Genomic DNA, 25,408 nt, shown 5'->3' with positions numbered 1-25,408 from the left:
TATGTCCGAAGTGTTACTCCAGAACCGCAGGATCGTCGTCGACGGTCGCCCCCGACTGCTGCTCGCCGGAGAGGTGCACTATTTCCGGCTGGCCAGGGCGGACTGGGCCGACCGGCTCGACCGGCTGCGCGAGGCCGGCGCCGACACGGTGGCCACCTACGTCCCGTGGCTCTGGCACGAGCTGCCGGACGGCACGGTGGACCTCACGGGGCGTACACACGAGCAGCGGGACCTGGCCGGCTTCCTGGACCTGACCCACGAGCGGGGCCTGCACGCGGTGGTCCGGCCCGGGCCGTTCATCATGGCCGAGATCAAGAACGAGGGCATCCCCTACCGGGTGTACGACGAGCACCCGCACCTGCTGCCGACCACCTGGGACGGAACGCCGATCGAGACCCGCACCATCGACTACCTCGCGCCGGAGTTCCTCGCCGCCGTCGAGGGCTGGTACGCCGAGGTGATGCCCCTGATCGCCGAGCGGCTGGCCGGGCGGGGTGGCCCGGTGATCGCGGTCCAGCTGGACAACGAGATCGGCATGCTCTCGTGGGTGACCAACTCCCCCGACCTCACCGACCTGCTCTGCGACGATCAGCGCCGATGGGCGGTGCAGCGGTACGGCAAGGAGGTCGCCGCCGAGCGTGTCGGTGCCGACGCGGGTGACCCGGCGGCCTGGGCCGCGGCGTTGCGCACGCCGACCGAACAGCGGTCCCTGACCGTGCACGACGACCTGGGTCGTTACATGCGTGACCGGTACCGACGCTACGTGGCCGAGCTACGCGCCAGCGCCGAGCGGCACGGGGTGCGCGGGGTGCCGTTCCTCATCAACGTGCACGGCACCGGCGGCGGACGCGGCCGGACCTTCCCGATCGGGATCAGCCAGCTCTTCGAGTCCTACCGCGGCCAGCCGCAGATGACCTCCGGCTCCGACTACTACCTCGGCGACCTCACCGTCACCAACGTCGCCGACCTGTACGTGAGCAACGCGTTCCTGGCCGCCGTGCACGACGCCGACCAGCCGTTGACCTCGCTGGAGTTCGAGGCCGGCAACGGCGACTACGGCGAGGACCTGTCCACGCTCTACCCGCCGGAGGCGATGGAGCTGAAGACCCGGCTCTGCGTGGCGCAGGGCAACCGACTGCTCAACCTCTACCTCTTCGCCGGCGGGCACAACCCACCCCTGGCGCAGCCGGTCGGCGACGGCAACGACCGGATCGCCTTCACCGGCGAGCGACACGGCTTCGCCGCACCGGTCGGTCCGGAAGGGCAGCTCAACTCGACCTTCGACGCCGCGAAGCGCGCACTGCACACGGTGCGTGGGGTCGCCGACCTGCTCGCCGACTCCGACGAGGAGAACGACGGGTTGGCACTCGGTTTCGTCCCCGACCACTACCTGACCGAGTACCACCACCCGGCCTCGCCATCGCGTGCCGAGCAGGTCGCCGACCTGGAACGGTTCCGGGGCATGGGTCCCCGCGACGTGCTGGCCCGATCGCTGCTCCTGGCCGGGTTCTCGTTCCCGGCGCTGGATCTGCAGTCGGCCGGCCCCACCACCGGTGTGATCGCCCTGGCCAGCGCCGCGACGCTGGGGCGCGACGTGCAGCAGCGTCTGGTCGCCCACGTGCGCGACGGCGGCGGGCTGCTGCTGCACGGGGTGCTGCCGGAGCGCGACCACGACGGCACGCCCTGCACGCTGCTGGCCGACGCGCTGGGGCTCACCGTCACCGGACGGGTCGAGGGCGGGCCGCACCACTTCCCGTCCGTCGTCGGGCACGGATGGGCGGCGGGCCGCCCGGAGGTGCGGGTCGGCTACGCCCAACGACTCGCCGGCGCAAGCGCCGAGCCGATCCTCACCGAGGTCGGCTCCGGCGAGCCGTGCGCCGTCGAGGTGACGCTCGGCGCCGGCCGGGCCGTGGTGGTCGCCGCCGACCTGCCGAGCGATCTCGGCTTCTGGCGTGCCGCCCTGGAGAGGGTGGGCGTACGCCCGCGGCTCGATCCCCGGGCCGACGCACCCGGCCTGGTGCTGACCTCCACGGTGGACCCGGCCGGGCAGCGGCTGCTGCACCTGGTCAACGTGGCGCCGTCGGCCGTGACGGTGGCGTTGAGCTGGCACGGCGAGCCGGTGCTGGGCGGCCGGCGGCTGCGGGTGCCGGCCCGCTCGGGCCTGATGCTGCCCTACGGGATCCGGGTCGGCGACGCGACGCTGGTGGAGACGACGTGCGAGCTGGTCGGCGTCGACGACGCTGCGGTGCTGCTGCGCCCCACTCAGGGCGAGGACGTCGTGGTGTTCGCCACCGCACGGCCGGTCACCGCGAGCCGTGGGGTGGTGACGGCGCAGGACGGGCGGGTCACCGTGCGCCTGCCCGGCGTCGCGACCGATGAGCCGGTCCGGATCAGCCTCGGCTGACCGCCGCTCCGACCTGGCCGGGTGCGGCCGGTGTGGAGGGTTCGGGTCCCCTCCACACCGGCCGGCCCGTGGTCAGCCCGCCGTGCAGGTCGGGTTGAGGCCGGTGGAGGTGCCGTTGGCCTGGAAGCCGAACTCGGTGGACTGGCCGGCGCCGACCCCGCCGTTGTAGGCCACGTTCGTCCAGCGCGTGGTGCCGGTGTCACCGCTGCGGTTGACGTTCCAGGCGTTGGTGACCGTCGCGCCCGTCGGCAGCGTGATCGTCACCGACCAGCCGTTGAGCGCCGACGATCCGGCCGTCACCCGCACCGTCGCCACGAAGCCACCGGTCCACTGGTTCACTGCCACCGTCGCGGTGCAGGCACCCGGGCCGGGAGGCGGCGTGGTGGGCGGCGGCGTCGTGGGCGGCGGGGTGGTGGGCGGCGGGGTCGATCCGTTGTTGAGCGCGGCGAGGACGGCGTCGTACGCCGGCTTCTTGGCACCGCCGCTGGTGAACAGCAGCGGGGTCTGGGAGGCCCGCCACGAGTCGCTGTCCCGGATTCCCCAGACGGTGATGCCGTTGCAGCGCGCCACCGCGAGGCAGTCCTGCACCACGCTGCGGTACGTGGCCGCCGACGCGCCCTCGATGTCCAACTCGGTGATCTGCACGTCGACGCCGAGCGCCGCGAAGCTGGACAGCGTGGTGCGGTAGTTGCTCGGGTATGGCGAGCCGCTGTTGAAGTGCGACTGGAGACCGACGCAGTCGATGGGCACGCCACGCTGCTTGAAGTCCCGCACCATGGTGTAGACGGCCTGGGTCTTGGCGTGCGTCCAGTCGTCGGTGTTGTAGTCGTTGTAGCAGAGCTTCGCGCCGGGATCGGCGGCACGGGCGGCCCGGAAGGCGGCCTCGATCCAGTCGTTGCCGGTGCGCTGGAGGTTGGAGTCACGACGGGCGCCGGTGCCGCCGTCGGCGAACGCCTCGTTCACCACGTCCCAGGCGACGACCTGGCCGCGGAAGTGGGTCGCCACCTGGGTGACGTGGTTGAGCATCGCCTGCCGCAGAGCGGTGCCGCTCATGTTCTGCATCCAGCCCGGCTGCTGCGAGTGCCAGGCCAGGGTGTGACCGCGCACGCTCATCCCACGGCTGCGGGCGTGGTTGACGATCTGGTCGGCCGCACCGAAGCTGAACTGCCCCTGCTGCGGCTCGGTCGCGTCGATCTTCATTTCGTTCTCGGGGGTCACCGAGTTGAACTCGCGGTTCAGGATCGTGGTGTAGGCGCTGTCGTTGAGCTTGTTCGCCGCCACCGCCGCGCCGAAGTACCGGCCCTGCTCGGCCGCGGACGCGCCGAGGGTGGTGCCGGCGGCGGCGGGAGCCGCCAGGAGCATCGCCAGGCCGGCGGCGAGTGCGCCCACTCCGGTCAGCGCGATCGCGGCTCTGGATGCCGCCTTCCACTGCGCTCTTCTCATCGTGCAACTCCAGTTCTGGGTGGTGGTGGGGGTCAGGAGGTGGAGCAGGTGACGCCGTTCAGGGCGAAGGACGACGGTCTGCCGGTGCCGCCGTCGTGGGTGGCCTGGAAACCGATGCCCACCGAAGCGTTCGGGGCGATGGCGGCGTTGTAGGAGACGTTGCGGGCGGTCACCGCGCCGCTGGCCGGGGAGTACGACGCGTTCCAGCCGTTGGTGATGCGCTGGCCGCTGGGCAGTGCGAAGGTCAGCGCCCATCCGTTCACCGCGGCGGCACCGGTGTTGGTGATGGTGATGCTCGCGGTGAGGCCCGTGTTCCAGGTGCTGACCGTGTACCCGACCCGGCAGCCGTCCCCGGTCGGCGGCGGAGTCGTCGGTGGTGGGGTGGTCGGCGGCGGGGTGACGCCGTCCAGGCCGAAGAAGCGCAGCACCTGCGCGGCGTCGACCGGCAGGTTGTGCGACACGCCCTGCATGCTGATCGCCTCGACCGGAGCCGTGCCGCCACTGCCGCCGTACCGGGTCCGGGTGTAGCCGGACTGCGGCGAGTCGGTGTACGTGGGCGTCTGGCTCAGCCCGTGCACGTTGGTCCACTGCTTGACCTGCTCCCCGAAGTTCGGGTAGCGCAGCGTCTCATCGTTGGTGCCGTGCCAGATCTGCATCCGAGGCCGCCGGCCGGTGTAGCCGGGGTACGCCTCGCGGACCAGGTCCCCCCACTGCTGCGGGGTCCTGAGGAGCTGCCCGTTGGCGCACTCGCTGTTCCACTCCGAACTGCCGCCGGTGGCGAAGCAGCCGAACGGAACCCCGGCGAAGGACGCACCGGCCGCGAACACGTCCGGGTAGACGCCCAGCAGGACGTTTGTCATCATCGCCCCCGACGAGGTGCCGGTGGCGAAGATCCGGGTCGGGTCGGCGGTGTACCGCTGCCGCACGTGGTCGACCATCGACATCAGCCCGACCGGGTCGCTGCCCCCGCCACGCCGCAGCGCCTGCGGCGAGGACACGTCCCAGCACAGGCTGCTGCGGGTCACCGACGGGTAGATCACGATGAACCCGTACCGGTCGGCGAGGGACGCGTACTGGGTGCCGGAGTGGTACGCCGGCCCCGATCCGGTGCAGTAGTGCAGGGCCAGCAGGACCGCCGGCCGGGACGCCACCCGGTCCGGGACGTACAGGTGCATCCGCAGGTTGGTGGGGTTGCTGCCGAAACCGGTCACCTCGGTCAACGTCGCCGCCGAGGCCGGGGCGGCGAACGTCAACGCGGTGGCGGCCAGCGTCATGGCCCCCACGACGGCGCCAAGCATTCTTGTTCTCAGTCTCATTCGCGATTCCTGGGGGAAGTGGCGCATGGAAGGGGAGTAGATCGAGGACTGCCCTTCGCCCGACCCTGACCGCGGCTCGCGTGACCTTGTCAGCTTCAATCGATGCGACTCGATTGTCAATACTTCCGGAAGTCTTCGCCCGCTGGAACCGGGCAACAGCCTGCGCGGCGATGCGGGGAGCCGACGGCGTCCACGAAAGACGCGGTGGCGTGCTACCGGAAAATTCCCGGTCAGTAGATGCGGCGCCCCCGCGCGTCGGGCACCCCGGACTTGCGGAGGAAGTACGTGTTGATCTGGTCCCGCCACTCGACGGCGCTGCGCACCTGCTCGTCGAGGCGCTGAGCCACCCGCTCGTACACGGCCGGGTCGACCATCCCGCTCAGCGTCCGCCACCGCTGCCGCATCGCCACCACCTCGTCGACGCCGGCGAAGTGGGTGTCGTAGATGTGCTGGATGACGGTGGACCCGTTGTGCAGGACGTGCCCGTAGGGGACGTGGTGGAAGAAGAGCAGCAGCTCGTCGGGGCAGCGCTGCGGCGACTCGTACACCTGCGCCCAGTACGGCGGGTACTGGCCGGCGAAGCCCGTGCCCGTCGCGCGGCTGCGGTCCACGCCGACGCCGTCGCGGTCGGCGAAATGGTAGGTGCCCCACCGCGAGTACTCGTACCCGTCGACGTCCGGGCCGTAGTGGTCGCCGGGATGAACCATGAAGCCGACACCCAGCGGGGCCGTGTACCGCTCGTAGGTACGCCAGGAATCGTCCATGATCTCGTGCAGCGTCCGCCCCACCAGCTCCGGGTCGCCGATCGCCGACGGCGGGAAGGTGAGCGCGATCCACTCGTCGAGAACCGCACCCGGGTCCAACCCGGGATCCCAGGCGAGCCGGCCGAACGTGTACAGGTTGGCCTGCGCCAGCGGGTGCCCGGTCCAGAAGATGTCGTCGCCCACGTTGGCGACGGCGACCAGGCCGCCGCCCGCCCCCGCCTCCCCCGCTGCCACGTCGGCGACGGTCCGCCCGTCCGGACCCCACGGCGTGAACCGCAGCACCTCGCTCCAGCACGGGCCGAGGTGGCAGACGTGTCGCTGCTGGCCGGTGTACTCCTGGGTGACCTGCAACTCCACCGCCAACCGGGTGGCCGGCATGGCCGCGATCACCGGGGAGACCGGCTCGCGCACCTGGAAGTCGACCGGGCCGAACTTCACCTGCAGGACCACGTTGGACCGGAACCGCCCGTCGAGCGGGGCGAAGTGGTCGTACGCCGCCCGCGCCCGGTCGGTGGAGCGGTCCCGCCAGTCCTGGTGATGGTTGTAGACGAACGCCCGCCAGTGCACCACTCCCCCGTGCGGTGCGAGCGCGTCGGCGAGCAGGTTCGCCCCGTCGGCGTGGTCGCGCCCGTAGGTGAACGGGCCGGGCTGGCCCTCCGAGTCGGCCTTCACCACGTAGCCACCGAAGTCCGGGATGCGCTCGTACACCTGCCGGGTGGTGGCGGACCACCAGGCCCGCACGCCCTCGTCCACCGGGTCGGCGGTGGGCAGGCCACCCAGGACCACCGGTGCGGCGAAACTGACCGACAGGTGCACCCGGATGCCGTACGGGCGCAGGACGTCCGCGATCTCGGCCACGTCGCCGAGCCGGTCGGTGAGCAGCCGCGCCTCGGTCCGGCCGACATTGACGTTGTTCACCGAGATGGCGTTGATCCCGCAGGCCGCCAGCAGCCGCCCGTACTCCCGGACCCGGTCCAGGTCGCCGCGCGGACGGCCGTTCCGCCAGAAGATCGAGCCGCCCGCGTACCCCCGTTCGACCTGGCCCATCACCGGGTGCACGGCCACGTTGTCCCAGTGGTTCAGCATCCGCCGGCGCAGCACGGGCCGCTGGCGCTCCGGTGGACGGGCCGGGTCGAAGGCCGCCGCGCCGAGCCGGACCAGGTGGAACAACCCGTACAGCAGACCGGCGGGCGCGTCGGCCAGCACCACGGTCACCTGGCCGGCCCGCGCCAGGAGGAACCCCTCGTCACCGAGCGCCCCGCCGTCGCCGGCCTCCGCCAGCGCCGCCTCCCCCGCTGCCCGCGCCGCCTGCACCGACGGGCTCGGCAGCGGGCCGGCGCCACGCAGCGCGAACACCAGGTCGGCGTCGACGTCCCAGGACGGCGAGTGCCACACGCGCCCGCCGTAGCGGGTGCAGCCCCGGGCCACCTCGTCGAGGACGGTGTCGACGAGCATCCCGTCGCCGTGCACCAGGACGCGTCGAGCGCCGAGCGCCCGGAACGCCTCCGGCGGCAGCCAGGCGGCGTGCGCCCGCGGTTCCTCGGCGCCGACCGGCTCGTCGACCGGCTCCTCGGCGCTCACCGGTCCTCCCGCAGCACCACGACCCCGTACGCCGGCAGCCGCAGCGGCTGGCCGGTCTCCGTCCGATCACCGCCGAGCAGGTCGACGCCGCCGGTCGACGCGGTCACCTCGACCGGCTCGGCGCGGTGGTTGAGCAGGAACAGCAGGCGCGTCCCGTCCGGCGCGACCCGCACGGCGGACTCCAGGTCCGGCACGTCCGGGTAGGGCCCGAGCAGGTCGTGCCGGGCCAGCACCTGCCGGACCACCCAGGAGATCCCGACCTGGTCCAGCCCGGCGGCGACGTACCAGCCGTACCCGTCGCCGTGGGCGTTGCGGGTCACCGCCGGTGTGCCGGCGTAGAAGTCGGCCTGGTAGGTGCCGACCACCTCCGCGCCCTGCGGAATCACCAGCTCGAACAGCAGCCGCGCCTCGACCTCGATCTGGTCGGCGCCCGCACCGAGGCGGACCGGGTTGACCGCCTCGGGGCCACGGGCGTCCCACTCGTCGACCCGGATCCCCATGAGCTGCCCGAGCGGGCCCGGCACGTCCAGGAGGAACGCCTGGTCGTTCTCGTCCACCCGACCCGACAGGTACGTGGTCAGCACCGAGCCGCCGCGCGCGGCCACCGCCTCCAACCGCCGCGGCAGGTCTCCCTTGAGCAGGTGCAGGGCCGGCGCGACGACCACGTCGTAGCCGGACAGGTCGGCGGTCACCGGGACGACGTCCAGGTCGACCCCGGCGTCCCAGAGCGCCCGGTGGTACGCCAGCACGACCTGCTGGTAGCGGACCAGCCGGGACGGGCCGTCGGAGATCTCCAACGCCCACCAGCTGTCCCAGTCGAACAGCACCGCCACCCGCGCCGGCGTCCGCGCGCCCAGCGAGGCGGAGCCGAGCCCGCTCAGCTCGGCACCCAGCTCGGCGACCTCCCGGAAGACCCGGGTGTCGGAGCGGCCGGCGTGGCCGATCACCGCGCCGTGGTACTTCTCGCTGGCTCCCCGGGAGGCACGGAGTTGGAAGAACAGCACGGCGTCCGCGCCGTGCGCCACCGCCTGCCAGCTCCACAGCCGCATCAGGCCGGGCCGCTTCAGCGGGTTGACGTCCCGGCAGGCGGTGACGCTCGGGGTCTGCTCCATCAGCCAGAACGGCTGGCCGTCCTTGAGCCCGCGCATCAGGTCGTGGGTCAGCGCCATCCGGGCCGCCGAATCGTCGTCGGGCGGGTAGTTGTCCCAGGAGGCGAAGTCCAGGTGGGGTGCCCAGCGGTGGTAGTCGATCGGCCGGTACATGCCCATGAAGTTGGTCGTGACCGGGAGGTCGGGGCTGGACTCGCGGATGGCGGCCTTCTCGTCGCGGAAGTTGGTGAGCATCGCGTCGGAGGTGAACCGCAGGTAGTCCAGGGTGATGCCCTGGAAGGCCGTGTGGTCGGGGCCGCGCCAGTGCTCGGTCAGCGCCGACGGCGGCTCGATCTGGTCCCAGTCGGTGAAGGTGTGCGACCAGAAGGTGGTGTACCAGGCCGCGTTCAGCTCGTCGAGCGTGCCGTGGCGCTGGCGCAGCCAGTCGCGGAACGCGGCCGCGCAGAGCTCGCAGTAGCAGGCGCCGCCGTACTCGTTGCCGACGTGCCAGGCGATGACCGCCGGGTTGTCGGCGTAGCGGCTCGCCACCCGGCGGGCCAGCTCGGTGGAGAGCCGGCGGAACACCGGTGAGCTGGGACAGGAGTTGTGCCGCTGCCCGAAGCGGTGCTTGCGGCCCTCGAAGTCGGTCCGGGTCACCTCCGGGTACGCCTTCGCCAGCCAGGCCGGGTGCGCGCCGGTGCCGGTCGCCAGGCAGATGCCGCGCCCCTCGGCAGCGGCCCGCTCGACGATCCGGTCCAGCAGCGAGAAGTCGTACACGCCCTCGGCGGGCTGGGTGAGCGCCCAGTCGAACACGCCCACGGTGACCAGGTCGATCCGGGCGGCGTCGAAGAGGCGGTAGTCCTGCTTCCACACGTCCTCGGGCCACTGCTCCGGGTTGTAGTCGCCGCCGAAGGGCACCTTTGCCGTGACGGGCAGGCTCATGCGGTGAACTCCTTCCGGATCAGGTGGATCATCGGGTCGGCGACGCGCAGGAACGCCAGGACCGCGACCGAGGCGAACAGCGCCAGCACCGCCTCGGAGAACACCGCCGTGACGCCGGCCGCCGCGGCCAGCAGCAGGGCGTTGCCGATGGTGACGGCGGGGGTACGCACCAGGAAGTGCACGGCCAGCCGGAGCACGTCTCGGGTGCGGAAGTCGAACAGGGAGGTGATGACCAGGGCGTTGGCGGCGCAGAGGGTCACGCCGACTCCGATCAGGACCAGCGGCACCGCCCACCACCCGGGGACGGCGGCCGCACCGAGGTGGGCGAGGTTGACCGCGAGCACGGTCAGCCACAGCAGCGTCGGCACCCAGACGCGCGACGCCCCTGTGAGGTTGGCCCGGTAGCCCCGCCAGAACACGGCGGCGGGCCGCAGATCCGTCACGTCGGGGCGCTGGTGGCGCAGGGCGTACAGGGCCGCGGCGACCGCCGGGCCGACCGGGACCAGGCATGCCGCGGCCAGCGGCAGGTTGCTCGGGTCCCGCCCGAGCAGCAGCAGCGGCAGCAGCCCGGGCAGGGTGGTGAGCAGGAGCAGCAGCTCGACCACGAGCAGGGTGTAGACGCGGGCGGCGGCCCGGGACAGGGGCCCGTCGCCGAACTGTCGCCAGGTGTGCGTGGCACCGCTCACGGCTGCTCCTCGCGATCGGGCCCGGCCGGCAGGCCGAGCAGTCGGTCGTCGTCCCACCACGGCGGGGTCTCGTCCACCACCGGGCTCAGCTCGACCAGGGTCACCTCGTGCCGGGCCAGGGTGAGGTCCACGTCGACCCGGCCGGCGGCGACCGGCAGGGCGCGGTGGGTACGGGCCGGCTCGGCGGCCTCCCGCAGCGCGTCGAGCTGCCGGGCGCTGGGCGAGCGGGGGCGGCCCAACTCCGCCCAGGCCGCCCACGCGTTACCCGCCTCCTCGCTGACCGTCGAGCGGAGCAGGAACGCCGAGGCCGTACCGGGCGGACCGAGCGGGATCGACAGGGCCAGCGGGTGCCGGTCGGGCACCGGCGAGCGGCCGGTGACATCCACCGGCGCCCAGGCCAGCACGGCGATCCGACCATCGGGGTGTCGGGTCACCAGGTGGTCGTCGCCGCGCGCGAGCACCTCGCCACCGAGGCGGGCCATGAAGGCGTACAGGTGGTAGGTGGGTTTCTTGATCTGGCGGTGGGTGAGCAGGCCGAACCCGCCGTGGAACAGCGCGGTGGGCACCCCCACCTCCTCGAACATGTCGCTGAACGTCCAGTACGAGAAGGAGTCGACGACCTCGCCGCCGGCGGCCAGCACCGGCGCGAGGTACGCGGCGTGGAACGCCGTGTCGTGGATCGGGTTGTCCGGCCGGTAGGAGGAGTTGAACTCGGTGATGTGCACCGGCAGCCCCGCCAGCGCGGTGCCGGCCAGGTGCCGGCGCGGTGCGGCGAACTGGGTGAGCAGCTCCGCCGCCGGGGCGAGCGTCTGGTGGGTGCCGAACGGCACGTGCTGGGCGGGCCCGGAGGTGTAGGCGTGCCGGCTGACGAAGTCGACCGGAATCTGACGGTCGGTGACGAACTCGGCGAAGGGCACCAGCCACTCGTCCGCGCCCGGCGAGATCGCCGGGCCGCCGACCCGCAACGACGCGTCGACCTCCTTGACCGCGTGCGCGCTCACCTCGTACAGGCGGTGGTACGCGTCCCGGTCGGCGCCCTGCCAGAAGGACACCAGGTTGGGCTCGTTCCACACCTCGATCGGCCAGCCGCGGACCTCGTCGAGGCCGTACCGGTCGACCAGGTGGGCGGCCGTGGCCCGGACCAGGTCCGCCCACTCCGACCAGGAACGGGGCGGCGTGACGTTGCCCCGCCACCAGAACACCGTCTGGTCGCCCGAGGCGAGACCCGAGGGCATGAACCCCAGCTCGACGAACGGCCGGATGCCGAGGTCGAGGTACGCGTCGACGACCTGGTCGACGTAGGTGAACGAGTGGTGCACGCGGCGCTCGCCCCGGTGCTCGTACGGGCGGTGCACGCCGACGCCGTCGCTGAGCAGCCCGTGCCCCCGGATGTGCCGGAAGCCGATGTCCCGTTGGATGAGGGCCAGCGAGTCCTGGTAGTCACGGCGCAGGGCCAACTCGAAACGGCCGGTGCCGACACAGCCGCGCCAGGCGTCGGTGAGCCGGCCGATCGGCTGATCGGGAACGGTGATGGGCATGGGGGTCCTCTGGTCGTCCTGCCCGGGACGGGCGGGTCACGCTCGCGCGCCGGTGGTCGCCGGGGTCCGGCCGGGCCGCTGTTCGCCGCCCGACCGGACTTCCCGCTGATCAGCCGTTGTTCTTCTGGAAGCGCTCGTACGCCTTGTTGACCATGTCGATGTACTGCTCGGAGTTCTTGGCCTTCAGCTCGGCCAGGTAGGCGTCCCATTCGCTCAGGGGCCGCTGACCGAGGGCGAACTTCAGCGTGTTCTGGGAGACGAAGTCCTTCAGCGGGGTCTCCCAGAGCGACACCTGCTCGCGTTCCTCATCGGTGAACGGGAACGGCGGGGCCACCTCCCTCGGCTTGCGGGCGTCCATCACCTTCTGGAACTCCAGCTCCTCGGGGGAGAAGAACCCACGGACCAGGTCGGGGGTGCCGCCGTAGGCGAAGACGCCGTTGTAGAAGCCGAAATCCTTCTGCAGGTGCTTGGGGGCCTTCGGGTTGAGCCCGAGGACGTCGACGCCGGCGGTGACGGTGCGCTTGCCGGACGCGTCCTTGGTGAAGGTCGTCCCCTCCACGCCCCACCGGGCGAACTCCTGGCCGGCGTCGGAATACCACAGCCAGTCGATGAACTGCATCATCGCTACGAAGTTCTTGCTCTCCCGGGCCTTCGAGGAAATCATGATGCCGTTCTCCAGACGAGGGAACGGGTTGATCTCACCGGCCGGGCCGACCGGCAGCGGGATCTTGGCCATCTTCGCGTTCGGCAGGGTCTTGGCCAGGTCGGGCCGGTGGTTGTTGACCAGGGTCTGCGCGTTGCCGGTGACCACGAAGGACTTACCGTTGGCGAGCTTCTGGCGCGCCTGGTCGTCGGTCTGGGTGAAGCTCTCCGGGTCGAGCAGGCCCTCGGCCACGAGCTTGTGCAGGTACGTGAGCATCTGCTTGTACTGCTCGGATCCGCCGGTGTAGGTGAACTTCTTGGCCGTCGGGTCCCAGTTGGCGTGCTGGTAGTCCCAGCCGGCCCGGGTGCCGAAGGAAGCGCTGAGGATGTTCAGCAGGGCGCCGGTCGGCGTGGGCTTGCTGAACAGGTCGGAGTACGGGTAGACGTTCGGGTACTTCGCCTTCATCGCCTTGAGCACCGTGTACAGCTCGTCCCAGGTCTTCGGAACCGCAAGGCCCAGCTCCTGGAGGATGTCGGTGCGCACCAGCACCGTGTAGTCCTGCGTGGGCTTCTCGTGGACCCCGGGCAGCAGGTAGAACTTACCGTCGGACTGCCGCAGGTTGTCGATCTCCGGCTTGAGGTTCCACTTGGTGATCTTGTCCTTGAGGTTGGGCATCAGGTCCAGGTAGTCGCTCACCGGGAGGATCGCTCCGGAGGAGACGAACGCGTCCTCCTGCGGGTGGTACGTCTTCGGAATGATCAGCGGGGCGTCCCCGGCGCCGATCAGCAGGCTGCGCTTCTGCTCGTAGTCGCTCAACGGAACGGCGACGGGCTCGATCTTCACGTTGGTCCGCTTGGTCAGCTCCGACCAGAACAGCCAGTCCTCCTTGAGCGGATAGAACGTGTGGTTGTTGTAGAGCGTGGAGAAGGACAGCGTCTCGGTCGCCTTGAACTGGTCGCCGACGCCGTAGTCGGCCATCGCGCCGGCCCGGTTCTCCGACAGGTCCGTCGACTCGCCGGGGTCCTCGGAACAGGCGGCGGTGAGGGTGAGCGCGAGCAGACCCGCGGTGGCCATCGCCACGCGGCGCCACGTCTTGTGGAGCATGGCTCGTCCTTTCGGTGGTGGGGGTTTCGAGGTGGAGGGGTGCGGCCCCGGCGTCATCCCTTGACGGCGCCGAGCATCACGCCGGAGACGAAGTACCGCTGGACGAAGGGGTAGACCGCCAGGATGGGCAGGGTGGTGAGCACGACGGTCACGGCCTGGAGCGTGGCGGCGGCCTGGACCTTGTCGGCGTCGGCGGCGGCCGACTCGGCGCTGGTGGCGCCCGCGATGAGGTTGCGCAGGTACACGGTGACCGGGAGCAGGTCCTGCCGGTCGAAATAGAGGAACGCGGTGAACCACGAGTTCCAGAAGGAGACCGCGTAGAAGAGCACCATCGTCGCGATGATCGCCTTCGACAACGGCAGCACGATCCGCAGCAGGATGCCGTACGTGTTCAGGCCGTCGACCGCCGCGGCCTCCTCCAGCTCGGTCGGCAGGCTCTCGAAGAACGCCTTCATGACCAGCAGGTTGAAGACGCTGATGGCGTTGGGGATCACCACGGCCCAGATGGTGTTCTTCATCCCCAGGCTGGTGACCAGCACGTAGTTGGGGATCAGGCCGCCGGAGAAGAACATCGTGAACAGCGCGATGCCGACGAGGACGCCGCGTCCCTTGAGGTGCGGCTTCGACAACACGTACGCGTAACACGTGGTCAGGACGATCGAGATGAGCGTCGCGACCAGCGTGTACACGATGGTGTTGCGGTAGTTCGTCCAGAACATCGAGTCGGACATCACCAGCTTGTACGAGGTCAGGTCGAAGCCGCGTGGGACCAGGCTGACCTTCCCCGCGATGATGTACGCCTCCTCGCTGAGCGAGCGGGCCACGATGTTGAGGAACGGGTACAGCGTCACGATGACGACGCCGATCAGGACGACCGTGTTGACCACCCGGAAGATCCGGTAACCCCGGCTGTCCACCGGCCCACGGGTCTGCGGGGCGTCTCTTCTCGTACCGAGGGTCACCACAGGCTCGTCCCTACCGTGCGACGGGAGATGAGGTTCGCCGACAGGACCAGGACCAGCCCGATGACCGCCTCGAAGAGGCCGATGGCGGCCGCGTAGCTGAAGTTGCTGGACTGGAAGCCCATCCGGAACAGGTAGGTGGAGATCACGTCCGCGGTCGGGTACGTCAGCGGGTTGTAGAGCAGCAGGATCTTCTCGAACCCGACCGCCATGAAGCTGCCGATGTTGAGGATCAGCAGCGTCACCATCGTCGGCCGGATACCGGGCAACGTCACGTGCCAGGTCTGTCGAAGCCGGCTGGCGCCGTCGATCCGGGCGGCCTCGTACAGGTCCTCGTCGATCGTCGTGAGGGCGGCGAGGTAGAGGATCGTGCCCCAGCCGACGGTCTGCCAGACCTCGGACGAGACGTAGATGGTGCGGAACCACTCCGGTTGTTGCAGGAACGCCACCGCGTCGCCGCCGAACAGGCGGACGAGTTGGTTGGCCGTGCCGTCGATCGACGTCAGCTGCATGACCATCGCCGCCACGATCACGATCGACAGGAAGTGCGGCAGGTAGGACACGGACTGGACGAACCGCTTGAACCGGCGGGCACGCACCTCGTTGAGCAGCAGCGCCAGCACGATGGGCAGCGGGAAGCAGAACAGCAGGGTCAACGTCCCGAGCACCAGCGTGTTGGTGAAGACCTCCCAGAACGTCGGGTCGGTGAAGAACATCCGGAAGTACCGCAGCCCGACCCAGTACTCGCCGAAGATGCTGCCGCCCGGCTTGAACCGCCGGAACGCGATGATGTTCCCGATCATCGGCAGGTACCGGAAGATCAGGAAGAACAGCAGCGGCAGCACGGCGAGCGAGTAGAGCTGCCAGTCCCGGCGCAGCGCCTGCCGCCAGGTCCGCCGACGGCCCGGCGCGCGCCGCCCGGGAGGGCCGGCCTCGGCCGGCACGGGCTCCGGTGTCGGCGGCGTCGGCCGCAACGTCTCGGCCGTCATCCCCGGCCTCCGGCGCGGGCCGCCGCGCCGCTGCCGACTGGCACCTGATCTCTCATGCCCCAGACCCCTTAGCTCCGGCCACATCCCGCGCCCTTCCGGCGGCCAGGTACGTGGCGAGCGGTCCACGATCCGAAACTTTCCGGAAACCCGCGTAACCTTTTCGGCAACCTAAGTGCACCGACTGGGTGTGTCAAGGGTCTCACGTCGACTCCCGGCAACCCCTCCTGCGCTCCCGAACCGCGCATCCTGCGCCTCGTGACGCATCGACGGGCGTTCGGCCTCAGGGACGGCTGTCCCGGTCGCCGCACCGGCTCGCACGAACCCGAGATCGTGTTAGGGTCTCCCGAAACTTTCGGATGCTGCGCGAGGCCGCGATGACAGAGCACCGCCCGCTCGACCCACCCGCCTCCACCACCATCGCGACGATCGCCAACGACGTGGGCGTATCGGTCGCCACGGTGTCCAAGGTCCTCAACGGACGCGGCGATGTCGCCCCCGACACGAGGGCCCGCGTCGAGGCGAGTCTCGACCGCCACCGGTACCAGCGCCGGGGCAGGAGGACCTCGTCCGGCCATGGCCGCGTCGACCTCGTGTTCCACGAGTTCGACGCCGGATGGGCCATGGAGATCCTGCGCGGCGTCGAGGCGGTGACCAGCGACGCCGGGATCGGGCTCGCCGTCTCCCAGCTCGACGGCGCGCACCGCCCGTCGACACGGTGGCTGGACGCGCTGCTCACCGACCGGCCCCTGGGCGTGGTGTTCGTCCTCTGCCACCTGGCCGAGGCCCAGCAGCAACACCTGCGACGGCAGGGGATCCCGTTCGTCGTCGTCGACACCGACAGCGCGACCTCGGCCTCGGTGCCCACCGTCGGGTCCAACAACTGGAACGGCGGCCTGCTCGCCACCCGGCACCTGTTCGAGCTGGGGCACCGGCGGATCGCGATCATCTCCGGCCCACCGGACGTGCTGTGCAGCCGGGCACGGGCGGCCGGCTTCCAGTCCGCCCACGACGAGGCCGGGGTCGAGGTCGACCGGGAGCTGGTCCGGTACGGCAGCTTCTCCGCGAGCGCGGGGCACGAGCACGGCCTGCGGCTGCTGCGCCGACCGGACCGGCCGACCGCGATCTTCGCCGGCTCGGACATCCAGGCCATGGGGGTGCTCCGGGCCGCCCGCCAGTGCGGCCTGCGGGTGCCCGAGGACCTCTCGGTGATCGGGTACGACAACCTGCCGGTCGCCGCCTGGACCGACCCCGCCCTCACCACGATCAACCAGCCGTTGCACGACATGGCCGGCATCGCCACCCAGATGCTTCTGGGGCTGGCGCGGGGCGTCGAGCCGGCGAGCAGCCGCATCGACCTGGTGACCGAGCTGGTCGTCCGCGAGAGCACCGCACCTCCCGCCCACCCGCGCTGACCCCTGCGAGGTTCCGTGCCCCACCCCGATGCGTCCCTCGAACAGCTCCAGCGGTACGCGCCCACCGTCGTCGAGCCCGACGACTTCGACCGGTTCTGGAGCGACACCCTGGCCGAGGCGGCCGCCCCGCCGGTGCTCATCGAGGTCCGTCCGGAGCCCACCGACCTACGGCTGCTCGACTCCTGGGACGTGACGTTCGCCGGCTTCGACGGCGACCCGGTGCGCGCCTGGTACACCCGACCGGCGCACGTGCACACGCCGCTGCCCGTCGTGGTCGAGTACGCCGGCTACGGGCGCGGCCGTGGCCTGCCGCACGAGCGGCTCACCTGGCCGGTGGCCGGGTACGCGCACCTGCTGATGGACAACCGGGGTCAGGCGGGGCAGTACGGCGCCGGTGACACCCCGGACCGGCACGGCGCTCCCGGCGGCCCGTGGCCGGCCACCTGGGGGATCCTCGACCCGCGGGACTACCACTACCGCCGTCTGATCACCGACGCGGTGCGGGCCGTCGACGCGGCCCGGGCCCTGCCGGGCGTCGACGCGAGCCGGGTCGCCCTGGTCGGCAACAGCCAGGGTGGTGGCCTCGCCCTCGCGGTGGCCGGCCTCGTCGGCGACCTCGCGGCCCTGGTGACCACCGCCCCGTTCCTCTGCGACGTGCAGCGGGCCATCGGGTCGACCGATGTGTCGCCGTACGGCGAGATCGCCCGGTACCTGGCCGTGCACCGAGAGGCCGAGGCGATGGTCCGGCGCACACTGTCGTACGTCGACGGGGTGAGCTTCGCCCGGCGGGCGACGGCACCGGCGCACTTCGGGCTCGGCCTGCGCGACACCGTCTGCCCGCCGAGCACCGGCTTCGCCGCCTACAACCAGTACGGGGCCGCGACGGGCCGACCGCACCGGGAGATGCACGTCTACCCGTTCAACGGCCACGAGGGCGGTGAGGCCCTCCACGTACGGCGTCAGCTCCGCTGGCTCGGCTCGCTGCTCCGCCCGACCTCCCCGTCCGACCAGGACTGACGGAGCGGCCGGTCGCCGTCATCGTCCCGGAGCCCCGTAGAGCCGGCTGACGGTCTCGGCGACGCAGACGGGCTTGCCGCCACCGTCGCTCTCCACGGTGACCGCGGCGACGAGCTGCACCCCGCCGTCGACCGGGGACACGTCGGCGATGACGACGGTGGCCCGGACGGCGGCGCCGACCCGGAGAGGGGCGGGGAAGCGCACCCGGTTCAGCCCGTAGTTGACCCCCATCGCCACCCCCTCGACCCGGTAGAGCTGGCCCGCCAGCGCCGGGAGCAGCGACAGGGTCAGATAGCCGTGCGCGATGGTGCCCCCGAAAGGCCCGGCGGCGGCGCGTACCGGGTCGAGGTGGATCCACTGGTGGTCGTCGGTGGCGTCGGCGAAGAGATCGACCCGGCTCTGCTCGATTCGCTGCCACGGGCCGGGGCCGATGGTCTCGCCGACCGCGCCGGCCAGCTCGTCGAACGAGGTGAAGACTCGCACTGGTCCTCCTGGGGCTAGAAGGCGTTGACGCCGGTGAGCGCACGTCCGATGAGGAGCTGCTGTATCTGGCTGGTGCCCTCGTAGAGGGTGGCGACCCGGGCGTCGCGCAGGTACTTGCCGACCGGGTACTCGTCGATGTAGCCGTACCCCCCGAAGACCTGGACCGCGTTGTTGGCCGCCCGGACGGCGGCCTCGCTGGCGAAGAGCTTGGCCATCGACGCCTCGGTGGCGAACGGCCGGCCACGGTCGATCAGGTCGGCCACCTGCCACACCAGCAGCCGGGCCGCGGCGGTGTCCACCGCGATGCCGGCGAGCAGTTGCTGGACGAGTTGGTGGCCGGCGATCGGCTTGCCGAACTGGGTCCGCTGCCCGGCGTAGCCCACGGCCGCGTCCAGGCACCCCTGGGCGATGCCGACGCAGCCGGCGGCGACGGACATCCGGCCCTTGGCCAGGGTGGCCAGCGCCAGCCGGAACCCGGCGCCCTCGGCACCGAGGCGCGCCGTGTCGGGCACCCGCACCTCGTCGAAGCGCAGCTCTCCGGTCGCCTGCCCGCGCAGGCCGAGCTTGCCGTGGATCTCCCGCCGGGTCAGCCCGGCGCTGCCGGTGGGCACCAGGAACGCGGTGATGCCCCGGTGCCCGGGGCCACCGGTGCGGGCGAAGACCAGAGCGACGTCGGCGGTGGTGCCGTTGGTGATGAACGTCTTCGTGCCGGTGAGCAGCCAGTCGGCGCCGTCGCGCACCGCGCGGGTCCGCAGCGCTGCGGCGTCCGAGCCGCTGTCCGGCTCGGTCAGCGCGAAGCAACCGAGCGCGGCACCGGAGCAGAGCCGGGGCAGCCACTCGGCCCGCTGTTCGGCCGACCCGTGTGTGGCGATCGACTTCGCGACCAGGCCGAGCGAGACCGACACGATGCCGCGCACGGCCGAGTCTCCCCGGCCCAGTTCCTCCAGCACGAGGCAGTACGCGAGGTGGTCGCCGCCGGAACCGCCGTCGGACTCGTCGATGGTCAACCCCAGGAAGCCCAGATCGCCGAGCATGCCCACGACGTCGGGGTCGACCCACTCGCGGCGATCCCAGGCCGCCGCGTGGGGCACCAGCTCCCGGTCGGCGAACTCCGCGGCGAGCTGGCGGACCGCGGCCTGTTCCGCGGAGAGGGTGAGCTCCATGAGGAATAAACTAGCGGTGATAGTTTTGGCCGTCCAGGGCGGACCACGAGCCGCCGGCCGTCACCGGTCGGAGATCAGCTCGGCGGCGAACGCCCGGGCGAGTTCGGTGCGGGACCGGATGCCGAGCCGGTGGAAGACGTTGCGCAGGTGGTGGTCGACCGTGCGGGTGGAGAGGAACATCCGGGCGGCGATCTCCCGGTTGGTGGCACCCTCGGCGACCAGTTGGGCGATCCGCAGTTGCTGACCGGTCAGCAGCCGCGCCGCGGGCAGATCCGGCGGGCCGACCGACTCCCCCGCCGCGCGCAGCTCCGCGGTGGCCTGCTCGGCCCAACAACTCGCGCCGAGCAGGGTGAACGTCTCGCGGGCCTGGTGCAGGTGCCCACGGGCGTCGCGCGGACGCCGGCTGCGGCGCAGCTCCTGACCGAAGAGCAGCTCGGTACGCGCCCGCTCGAACGTGCCAGCCTCCGTCGGGTGCAGTCGCAGCGCGGTCCGGAACTCCCGCTCGGCCTCGGCACTGCCCCGGGGCGCGAGCAGCGCGTGACACCGGGCGGAGAGCGCCCGGCGCAGTGGACTCGCGGTGCTGCTGGCCCAACGGTCGAAGACGGCGAGCGCGGCGGTCGCCGCAGGGCGGTGCGCCAGGTGGGCCGCCGCCTCCACCAGGTACGGGGTCGCCATCACCTGGACGAGGACCTGCCCCCGGCCGGTGCCGAGCCGCGCCAGCGACGCCAGTCGGTCGGCAGCCTCGACATGTCGGCCGTCGACCAGGTCGAGCACCGCCAGCGCCCACCCGGCGAGGGCATGCGGCCGGCTGCCCGGCGCCGGCGCCTCGCCGATCCCGCGGATCCACCGCAGGCTGGCGCCCCGGTCGGCGCGGATGGCGGCCAGCACCGCGAGCATGCCCAGATGGACGTTGGCGCAGTTGACCTGCCCGGTGGCGCGGGCGACCCGCAGCCCGTCCCGGGACGTCTCCGCCGCGGCCTCGTGCCGGCCCAGCCAGTACTCGGCCACCGCCCGCAGCTCCAGTGCCCGGGACAGCATGGACAACTCGCCCCGCTCCCGGGCCAGCCCGACGGCGCGTTCGGCGAGCCGGTGCGCGGCCCCGTCCACGGCCACCACCAGGCCGGCCGCCGCCGCGCAGGTGAGCGCGGTGGGGGTCAGCGCCGGCCCGGTCAACCGACCACCGAGCACGACGGCCCGGCGCAGCGCCGGGCCGGCCCGTTCATGGTCACCGCGCAGGGTCGCGGCCACCCCGGCGACCAGGGAGCCCATCAACTCGGTGGCCGGCGGCTCGTTCGGGCAGCGCAACGCCAACGCCCGGCGCCCGACCTCCGCGTACCGGTACTGGTCTCCGGCGAAGCAGACGGCCTCGCCGGCACGCACCAGCGCGGCAAGGGCAAGGGCACGGTCGTTGCCGGCCACGGCCCCGGCGGCGGCCAGCAACGTGATCGACGCACCCGACGCGTCGTCGCACCGCAACTCCAGCTCGCCACGCAGCAGCTCGGCCCGCCCGCGGACGCCCGGGTCCACGGAGACGGCGCGAAGGCGGTCGAGCAGCAGTCGGGCCTGACCGGGTTGGCCGCCGGCCCAGGCGTACCGGGCCGCGGCCAGCAGCCGGGCGGCGGCGCGGGTGGGGTGGTCGCTGAGTTCGGCGGCCCGGCACAGCGCCGCCGAGGCGGTGGCCCAGCCGCCCTGACCACCGGCCGCGGCCTGCTCCAGCTCGGCCGCCAGGGCCGGGTCGGTGGCCGCCGTCGCGGCGGCGAGGTGCATCGCCCGGCGCAGGCGCTGGCCCTCGGGATCGAGGACGCCGGCGAGCAGCCGGTGCGCCGCGCGACGCTCGGCGAGCGGCGCGCTGGCCACGACCATCGCGCGGGCCAGCGGCTGCGGGAACGTGACGCCGGTCGGCTCGACGCGGACCAGGCCGGCGACCTCGGCCGGGGCGAGCGCCTCGACCGTGGTCCCGGCGGCTCCCGCCGCCCGCATCAGGGTTCCCGGGTCCCCGTCCTCGTCGAGCGCGGCGAGCAGCAGCGTCCGTCGACTGTCCGGCGGCAACCGGTCCAGCCTGGCCCGGTAGGCGCGGCCCAGCGCACCGTCGGCCGGCGGCGCGGTGGGCAGCGGATCCTCCCCCCGCCACTGCTCGGGGCTGAGCACGTCGGCGAGGTCCACCAGGGCCTGCGGGTTGCCGCCGCCGACGGCGGCGAGCGTGACCGCGACCGGCGCGGCGGGCCGCTCGGGCGACCGGTCGGTGAGGACGGCGACGCTCTCCCGCTCGTCCAGCGCCCGGAGCCGGTGCGCCGGGATCCCGTCGACCGTCGTGGTGACGTCCGCGGTGAGCAGGACGGCGACCGGCAGGTGCCGCAGCCGGCGGGCCACGAAGGCCAGCACCTGGGTGGTCTCCCGGTCGCCGCGGTCGACGTCGTCCATGGTGGCGAGCAGTGGGCGGTCCCGGGCGACGGCGCCGAGCAGGCCGAGCACCGCCATCGACAGCGCCAGGTGGCGGTCGACCGGACAACCCTCGCCGGACAGCGTCCGCCGCAGCAGGTGTCGCTGCTGCTCCGGCAGTGCGGCGGCGCGGTCGAGCACCGGATCGAGCAGGCGTTGCAGGCCGGCGTACGGCAGGGCGGCCTCCTCGGCCAGGCCGGTGCCGGCGAGCACGGTGCAGTGCCCGGCGTACCGGTGGGCGTACGCGACCAGCGCGGTCCGGCCCGACCCCGGCTCACCGTGCAGCAGCAGGGCACCGCCACCGTCGGTCACGCCGTCGAGCAGGTTCCGGACAGCCCGGCACTCGTCGTCTCGGCCGCGCAGCACGGTTATTTGCACTCTTGATGCAGTAACCATGCATTCAGTGTCACCTATCGGTAACCGAATGGAAAGAGGTGGCCACCAGCGTGAGGGGCCGGTGTCAGCCGGCCGGCACCTCGGCCAGCAGGGCGCCGACCGTCCGCGCCATCACCCCACGGGCCTGATCCACGCCCAGCCCCAGGCCGTCACGCAGCATCGACCAGGCCGGCCACATGCTCGCCGCGACCAGCGCGTTGAGCAGCTGGCCGCGCCCGGCCCCGGCCTGCGCCAGCTCGGCGGCGAAGAGCTCCTCCACCTCGTCCCGGACGCGTTCGATGTGCTTGAGCCGGTTGCGGTGCAACTGGTCGGAGACCGGCTCGCGCATCTGGGCGGCCCGCGCCGACGGCGCGATGAGCTGGAGCAGCCGGGCCCGTTGCCGGCAGTACGCGTCGACCCGCTTCGACAACGGCAGCGCCGGCGAGATCGGCCGGTAGGCGGCGTCCTGCTGGCGGAGCACCTCCGCGCCACTGGCCTCGAAGAGGGTCTCCATGTCCTTGAAGTTGGTCCAGAGCGTCCGCAACGAGATGCCGGCCCGCTCGGCGATGCGCTCCCCGGTCGGCCGGAGGTCGCCCTCGGAGATGAGCGCGAGGTGTGCCTCGACGATCGCCGCACGGGTGCGCTCGGCTCGGGCGGTCCGTCCGTCGACCCGGCCCTGGACCTCGACCCCGCCCATCCGCCCCCGCCCCTTCACCGCCACGACGCCCCCCGACGCACCGCAGAGTCTAGACAGGCCGCGAGCAGCGTCATCCGGGCGTCCACGGGCGCCGTCATCCGGCTCGACCGGTCAGCGTGACGCCGCCGTCGCACACGATGGTCTGTCCGGTGATCCAGGCGGCGTCGGCGGATGCCAGGAAGGCGACCAGGCCGGCCACGTCCTGCGGCAGGCCGAGCCGCCCGAGGGGATACCGCGCGGCGACCTCCTCCTCCCGGCCCTCGTAGAGCGCGGCGGCGAAGCGGGTCTTCACCACGCCGGGGGCGACGGCGTTGACCCGGACGGCCGGCCCCAGCTCCACGGCGAGGCTGGCCGTGAGGTGGTTGAGCGCTGCCTTGCTCACCCCGTAGAAGGCGATGCCGGGTGACGGGCCGAGCCCGGCCACCGACGAGACGTTGACCACGCAGCCACCCCGGTCGGCCATGCCGGCGGCGCAGACCTCCTGCACCCAGCCGAGCGCGGCGACCAGGTTGACGTCGAGGATCTTGCGCGCCGCCGCCAGGTCCAGCCCGACCAGCGGGCCGTGCACCGGGTTGATGCCGGTGTTGTTGACCAGGAGGTCCACCGGCCCGAACGCGGCGCTGACCTCGCGCACGGCGGCGGCCCGGTGCTCGGCGTCGTCGGCGCGCCCGGGCACGGCCACGGCGTACGCGGGCCCGCCCAGGGCGTCGACCGCCTCGGCCAACGCCTCCGGACGTCGGGCGGTCAGGCCCACCCGCGCGCCCTCGGCCACCAACCGCTGGGCGATGGCCAGACCGATTCCCCTACTGGCACCGGTGACGATGGCGACCCGATCGGCAAGGCGACCCGAATATGCATTCACAGTGCAGATAGTAGAAGTGGCGATCGGCGCCGGTCAACGTCCGGGATGCGCGTCCAACGGGCTCGCGCGCCGCGATCGAGGCAGCCGGACGACCGGGCACGGTCACGGCGGTTCGCCGCGTGACCGCGCCCGGTCGTCTGCCCGTACGTCCGTCCTCAGGAGACGGTCGGCACCCCGTTGGCCGGCGGTGTCACCGGCGTGGCCGTGTACTCGTTGACCGGGCCGTCCGCCTCGTCGGTCTCGTACGCCGGCCCGAAGTAGCTCTGCACACCCCCGGTCACCCGGCTCAGCCGCTGCCCGCCGTAGCCGGAGTGGTCGTTCGCGGAGAAGCGCAGCGGCACCAGCCCGGGACCCTGGAAGCCGCCCTTCTGCACGGTCTGCAGGACCTTCTCCCGGGTGAGATCCTTGCCGGCGGCCAGCAGCACCTGCACGAAGAGGTAGCCGACCGACATGCCGTAGACGGTGTTGCCGTCGAAGGGCGCGTCACCGTTGTGCGTCTTGTTGATTTTCGCGAAGAGCTGGATCCACGGGTTCGCGGTGTCGTTCTGCATGGGCAGGTAGTTGGTGCCGACCATGCCCTCCAGCAGCGGCGCGGCGGTGCCGAGCTGCTTGGCCAGGGTGGGGTAATCGGCCCCGACGTTGGAGACCAGCCACTGTGGCTTGAAGCCCAGCCGCGCCGCGGTGCCGATGGAGAGCGCGGTGAAGCCGGGCACGGTGGCGAGCACGACGACCTGGCAGCCGGCCGCCTTGAACGCGCCGATCTGCGGCGCCACGTTGGTGTTGCTGGTGACGTACGTCTGCTTGACCGCCACGGCGGTCGCGCCGAGCACCTTCTCCACGCCGACCAGGCTGTCCCGGCCGAAGTCGTCGTCCTGGCCGAGGAAGCAGACCTTCTGGCCGGCCAGGTTCGCCTTCGCGTACGTGGCCAGAATCTTGCCCTCGACCGTGTAGTCCGGGTTGAACCCGAACGTGCCCGGGTACTTGTCCGGCTGGTCCCAGCTACGGCTGCCGGAGGCGACGAAGAGGTCCGGCACGCGGTTGCTCTTGAGGAAGTCGAGCACGCCGGTGTGCGTCGGCGTGCCGAGGCCGTTGAGCACGGCGAAGACCTTGTCCTGCAGGACGAGCTGGCGAACCACCTGCTGGGTGTTCGCCGGGTTGTAGCCGTCGTCCATGATCTTGTAAGTGATCTTGCGCCCGTGTACGCCGCCGTTGGCGTTGACGTAGTCGAAGTACGCCTTCGTCGCCGGAGCGATCTTGGAATAGCCGGCCGAGGCCGGGCCCGTGAGCGGCATGTGCGTGCCGACGACGATCTCCGAGTCGGTGACACCGGGCACCGATCCCCCGCCGGGACCGGAACCGTCGTCGCCGCTGCAACCGGCGGCGCTGATCAGCAGGGCTATGGTGCTGGCGATCGCGAGACCGCGTCGTGCCGAACGGTGCATGGGAAACACCGACCTTTCTCGGTCCGGTTCAGTCGAACTTCTGTGGTGGTGGGACGCC

The 25,408-nt window shown here is 71.9% G+C and carries 18 protein-coding genes; 3 read left to right on the top strand and 15 right to left on the bottom strand.

The annotated features are described in order from the left end of the window. Position 1 precedes the first annotated feature (1 nt). On the top strand, positions 2 to 2,404 hold the full coding sequence (locus ACTWLT_RS10350; protein ID WP_445318133.1) for a beta-galactosidase: 2,403 nt from the start codon (positions 2 to 4) through the stop codon (positions 2,402 to 2,404). Positions 2,405 to 2,476: 72 nt separating this feature from the next. Here the strand turns inward: ACTWLT_RS10350 and ACTWLT_RS10345 are convergent, their stop codons facing one another. The 9 genes from ACTWLT_RS10345 to ACTWLT_RS10305 form a co-directional block, all read right to left on the bottom strand. Continuing rightward, positions 2,477 to 3,847, bottom strand: coding sequence for a glycoside hydrolase family 10 protein (locus ACTWLT_RS10345; protein WP_445318132.1), 1,371 nt, complete (start codon positions 3,845 to 3,847; stop codon positions 2,477 to 2,479). Between the two features lie 32 nt (positions 3,848 to 3,879). Next, positions 3,880 to 5,163, bottom strand: coding sequence for an extracellular catalytic domain type 1 short-chain-length polyhydroxyalkanoate depolymerase (locus ACTWLT_RS10340; RefSeq protein WP_445318131.1), 1,284 nt, complete (start codon positions 5,161 to 5,163; stop codon positions 3,880 to 3,882). Positions 5,164 to 5,393: 230 nt separating this feature from the next. Further along, the gene (locus ACTWLT_RS10335; protein WP_445318130.1) at positions 5,394 to 7,508 is read right to left on the bottom strand and encodes an alpha-glucuronidase; all 2,115 of its coding nucleotides are present in this window, start codon (positions 7,506 to 7,508) and stop codon (positions 5,394 to 5,396) included. Next, the gene (locus ACTWLT_RS10330) at positions 7,505 to 9,538 is read right to left on the bottom strand and encodes a beta-galactosidase (protein WP_445318129.1); all 2,034 of its coding nucleotides are present in this window, start codon (positions 9,536 to 9,538) and stop codon (positions 7,505 to 7,507) included. The genes ACTWLT_RS10335 and ACTWLT_RS10330 overlap by 4 nt, the downstream gene beginning before the upstream one ends. Beyond that, complete coding sequence (locus tag ACTWLT_RS10325) at positions 9,535 to 10,224, bottom strand: DUF624 domain-containing protein (protein ID WP_445318128.1); 690 nt, start codon at positions 10,222 to 10,224, stop codon at positions 9,535 to 9,537. The genes ACTWLT_RS10330 and ACTWLT_RS10325 overlap by 4 nt, the downstream gene beginning before the upstream one ends. Then, positions 10,221 to 11,762, bottom strand: coding sequence for a GH39 family glycosyl hydrolase (locus tag ACTWLT_RS10320; RefSeq protein WP_445318127.1), 1,542 nt, complete (start codon positions 11,760 to 11,762; stop codon positions 10,221 to 10,223). Before ACTWLT_RS10320 ends, ACTWLT_RS10325 begins: the two co-directional genes overlap by 4 nt. A gap of 109 nt (positions 11,763 to 11,871) precedes the next feature. Then, on the bottom strand, positions 11,872 to 13,509 hold the full coding sequence (locus ACTWLT_RS10315; RefSeq protein ID WP_445318126.1) for an ABC transporter substrate-binding protein: 1,638 nt from the start codon (positions 13,507 to 13,509) through the stop codon (positions 11,872 to 11,874). A gap of 53 nt (positions 13,510 to 13,562) precedes the next feature. Continuing rightward, positions 13,563 to 14,471, bottom strand: coding sequence for a carbohydrate ABC transporter permease (locus tag ACTWLT_RS10310; protein WP_445318125.1), 909 nt, complete (start codon positions 14,469 to 14,471; stop codon positions 13,563 to 13,565). Further along, positions 14,468 to 15,460 carry an ABC transporter permease gene (locus ACTWLT_RS10305; protein ID WP_252415322.1) on the bottom strand — a complete coding sequence of 331 codons (993 nt, stop codon included), beginning with the start codon at positions 15,458 to 15,460 and terminating at the stop codon, positions 14,468 to 14,470. Before ACTWLT_RS10305 ends, ACTWLT_RS10310 begins: the two co-directional genes overlap by 4 nt. Positions 15,461 to 15,834: 374 nt before the next feature. Between ACTWLT_RS10305 and ACTWLT_RS10300 the strand changes: the two genes are divergently transcribed. Both ACTWLT_RS10300 and ACTWLT_RS10295 read left to right on the top strand, forming a co-directional pair. Then, complete coding sequence (locus ACTWLT_RS10300) at positions 15,835 to 16,872, top strand: LacI family DNA-binding transcriptional regulator (RefSeq protein WP_445318124.1); 1,038 nt, start codon at positions 15,835 to 15,837, stop codon at positions 16,870 to 16,872. 15 nt (positions 16,873 to 16,887) lie between these two features. After that, positions 16,888 to 17,889: an acetylxylan esterase gene (locus ACTWLT_RS10295; protein ID WP_445318123.1), complete on the top strand. Its 1,002-nt coding sequence runs from the start codon at positions 16,888 to 16,890 to the stop codon at positions 17,887 to 17,889. Between the two features lie 18 nt (positions 17,890 to 17,907). Here ACTWLT_RS10295 and ACTWLT_RS10290 read toward each other — a convergent pair whose 3' ends face one another. The 6 genes from ACTWLT_RS10290 to ACTWLT_RS10265 all read right to left on the bottom strand — a co-directional run bounded on the left by ACTWLT_RS10290 (position 17,908) and on the right by ACTWLT_RS10265 (position 25,350). Then, entirely contained in the window at positions 17,908 to 18,372 is a 465-nt protein-coding gene (locus ACTWLT_RS10290; RefSeq protein WP_445318122.1) for a MaoC family dehydratase, read from the bottom strand. Between the two features lie 14 nt (positions 18,373 to 18,386). Beyond that, entirely contained in the window at positions 18,387 to 19,535 is a 1,149-nt protein-coding gene (locus tag ACTWLT_RS10285; RefSeq protein ID WP_445318121.1) for an acyl-CoA dehydrogenase family protein, read from the bottom strand. 60 nt (positions 19,536 to 19,595) lie between these two features. Further along, on the bottom strand, positions 19,596 to 22,340 hold the full coding sequence (locus ACTWLT_RS10280) for an AAA family ATPase (RefSeq protein WP_445318120.1): 2,745 nt from the start codon (positions 22,338 to 22,340) through the stop codon (positions 19,596 to 19,598). Positions 22,341 to 22,434: 94 nt separating this feature from the next. After that, on the bottom strand, positions 22,435 to 23,046 hold the full coding sequence (locus tag ACTWLT_RS10275; RefSeq protein ID WP_445318119.1) for a TetR/AcrR family transcriptional regulator: 612 nt from the start codon (positions 23,044 to 23,046) through the stop codon (positions 22,435 to 22,437). A gap of 94 nt (positions 23,047 to 23,140) precedes the next feature. Further along, complete coding sequence (locus tag ACTWLT_RS10270) at positions 23,141 to 23,908, bottom strand: SDR family oxidoreductase (protein ID WP_252415315.1); 768 nt, start codon at positions 23,906 to 23,908, stop codon at positions 23,141 to 23,143. Between the two features lie 155 nt (positions 23,909 to 24,063). After that, positions 24,064 to 25,350, bottom strand: a complete 1,287-nt coding sequence (locus ACTWLT_RS10265) for an ABC transporter substrate-binding protein (RefSeq protein ID WP_445318118.1) — start codon at positions 25,348 to 25,350, stop codon at positions 24,064 to 24,066. Between the last annotated feature and the right edge of the window lie 58 nt (positions 25,351 to 25,408).

The sequence above is a fragment of the Micromonospora yongxingensis genome, assembly GCF_052601155.1.
Note: the sequence above shows the minus strand (reverse complement) of the source record. Positions and strands in the feature narration are given on the sequence as shown.

Bases quoted from the DNA above. Each gene is read 5' to 3' on its own strand.
- ACTWLT_RS10345 (WP_445318132.1), bottom strand. From the start codon at position 3,847: ATGAGAAGAGCGCAGTGGAAGGCGGCATCCAGAGCCGCGATCGCGCTG.
- ACTWLT_RS10340 (WP_445318131.1), bottom strand. From the start codon at position 5,163: ATGAGACTGAGAACAAGAATGCTTGGCGCCGTCGTGGGGGCCATGACG.
- ACTWLT_RS10330 (WP_445318129.1), bottom strand. From the start codon at position 9,538: ATGAGCCTGCCCGTCACGGCAAAGGTGCCCTTCGGCGGCGACTACAAC.
- ACTWLT_RS10285 (WP_445318121.1), bottom strand. From the start codon at position 19,535: ATGGAGCTCACCCTCTCCGCGGAACAGGCCGCGGTCCGCCAGCTCGCC.
- ACTWLT_RS10350 (WP_445318133.1), top strand. From the start codon at position 2: ATGTCCGAAGTGTTACTCCAGAACCGCAGGATCGTCGTCGACGGTCGC.
- ACTWLT_RS10305 (WP_252415322.1), bottom strand. From the start codon at position 15,460: ATGACGGCCGAGACGTTGCGGCCGACGCCGCCGACACCGGAGCCCGTG.
- ACTWLT_RS10315 (WP_445318126.1), bottom strand. From the start codon at position 13,509: ATGCTCCACAAGACGTGGCGCCGCGTGGCGATGGCCACCGCGGGTCTG.
- ACTWLT_RS10300 (WP_445318124.1), top strand. From the start codon at position 15,835: ATGACAGAGCACCGCCCGCTCGACCCACCCGCCTCCACCACCATCGCG.
- ACTWLT_RS10265 (WP_445318118.1), bottom strand. From the start codon at position 25,350: ATGCACCGTTCGGCACGACGCGGTCTCGCGATCGCCAGCACCATAGCC.
- ACTWLT_RS10320 (WP_445318127.1), bottom strand. From the start codon at position 11,762: ATGCCCATCACCGTTCCCGATCAGCCGATCGGCCGGCTCACCGACGCC.
- ACTWLT_RS10275 (WP_445318119.1), bottom strand. From the start codon at position 23,046: ATGGGCGGGGTCGAGGTCCAGGGCCGGGTCGACGGACGGACCGCCCGA.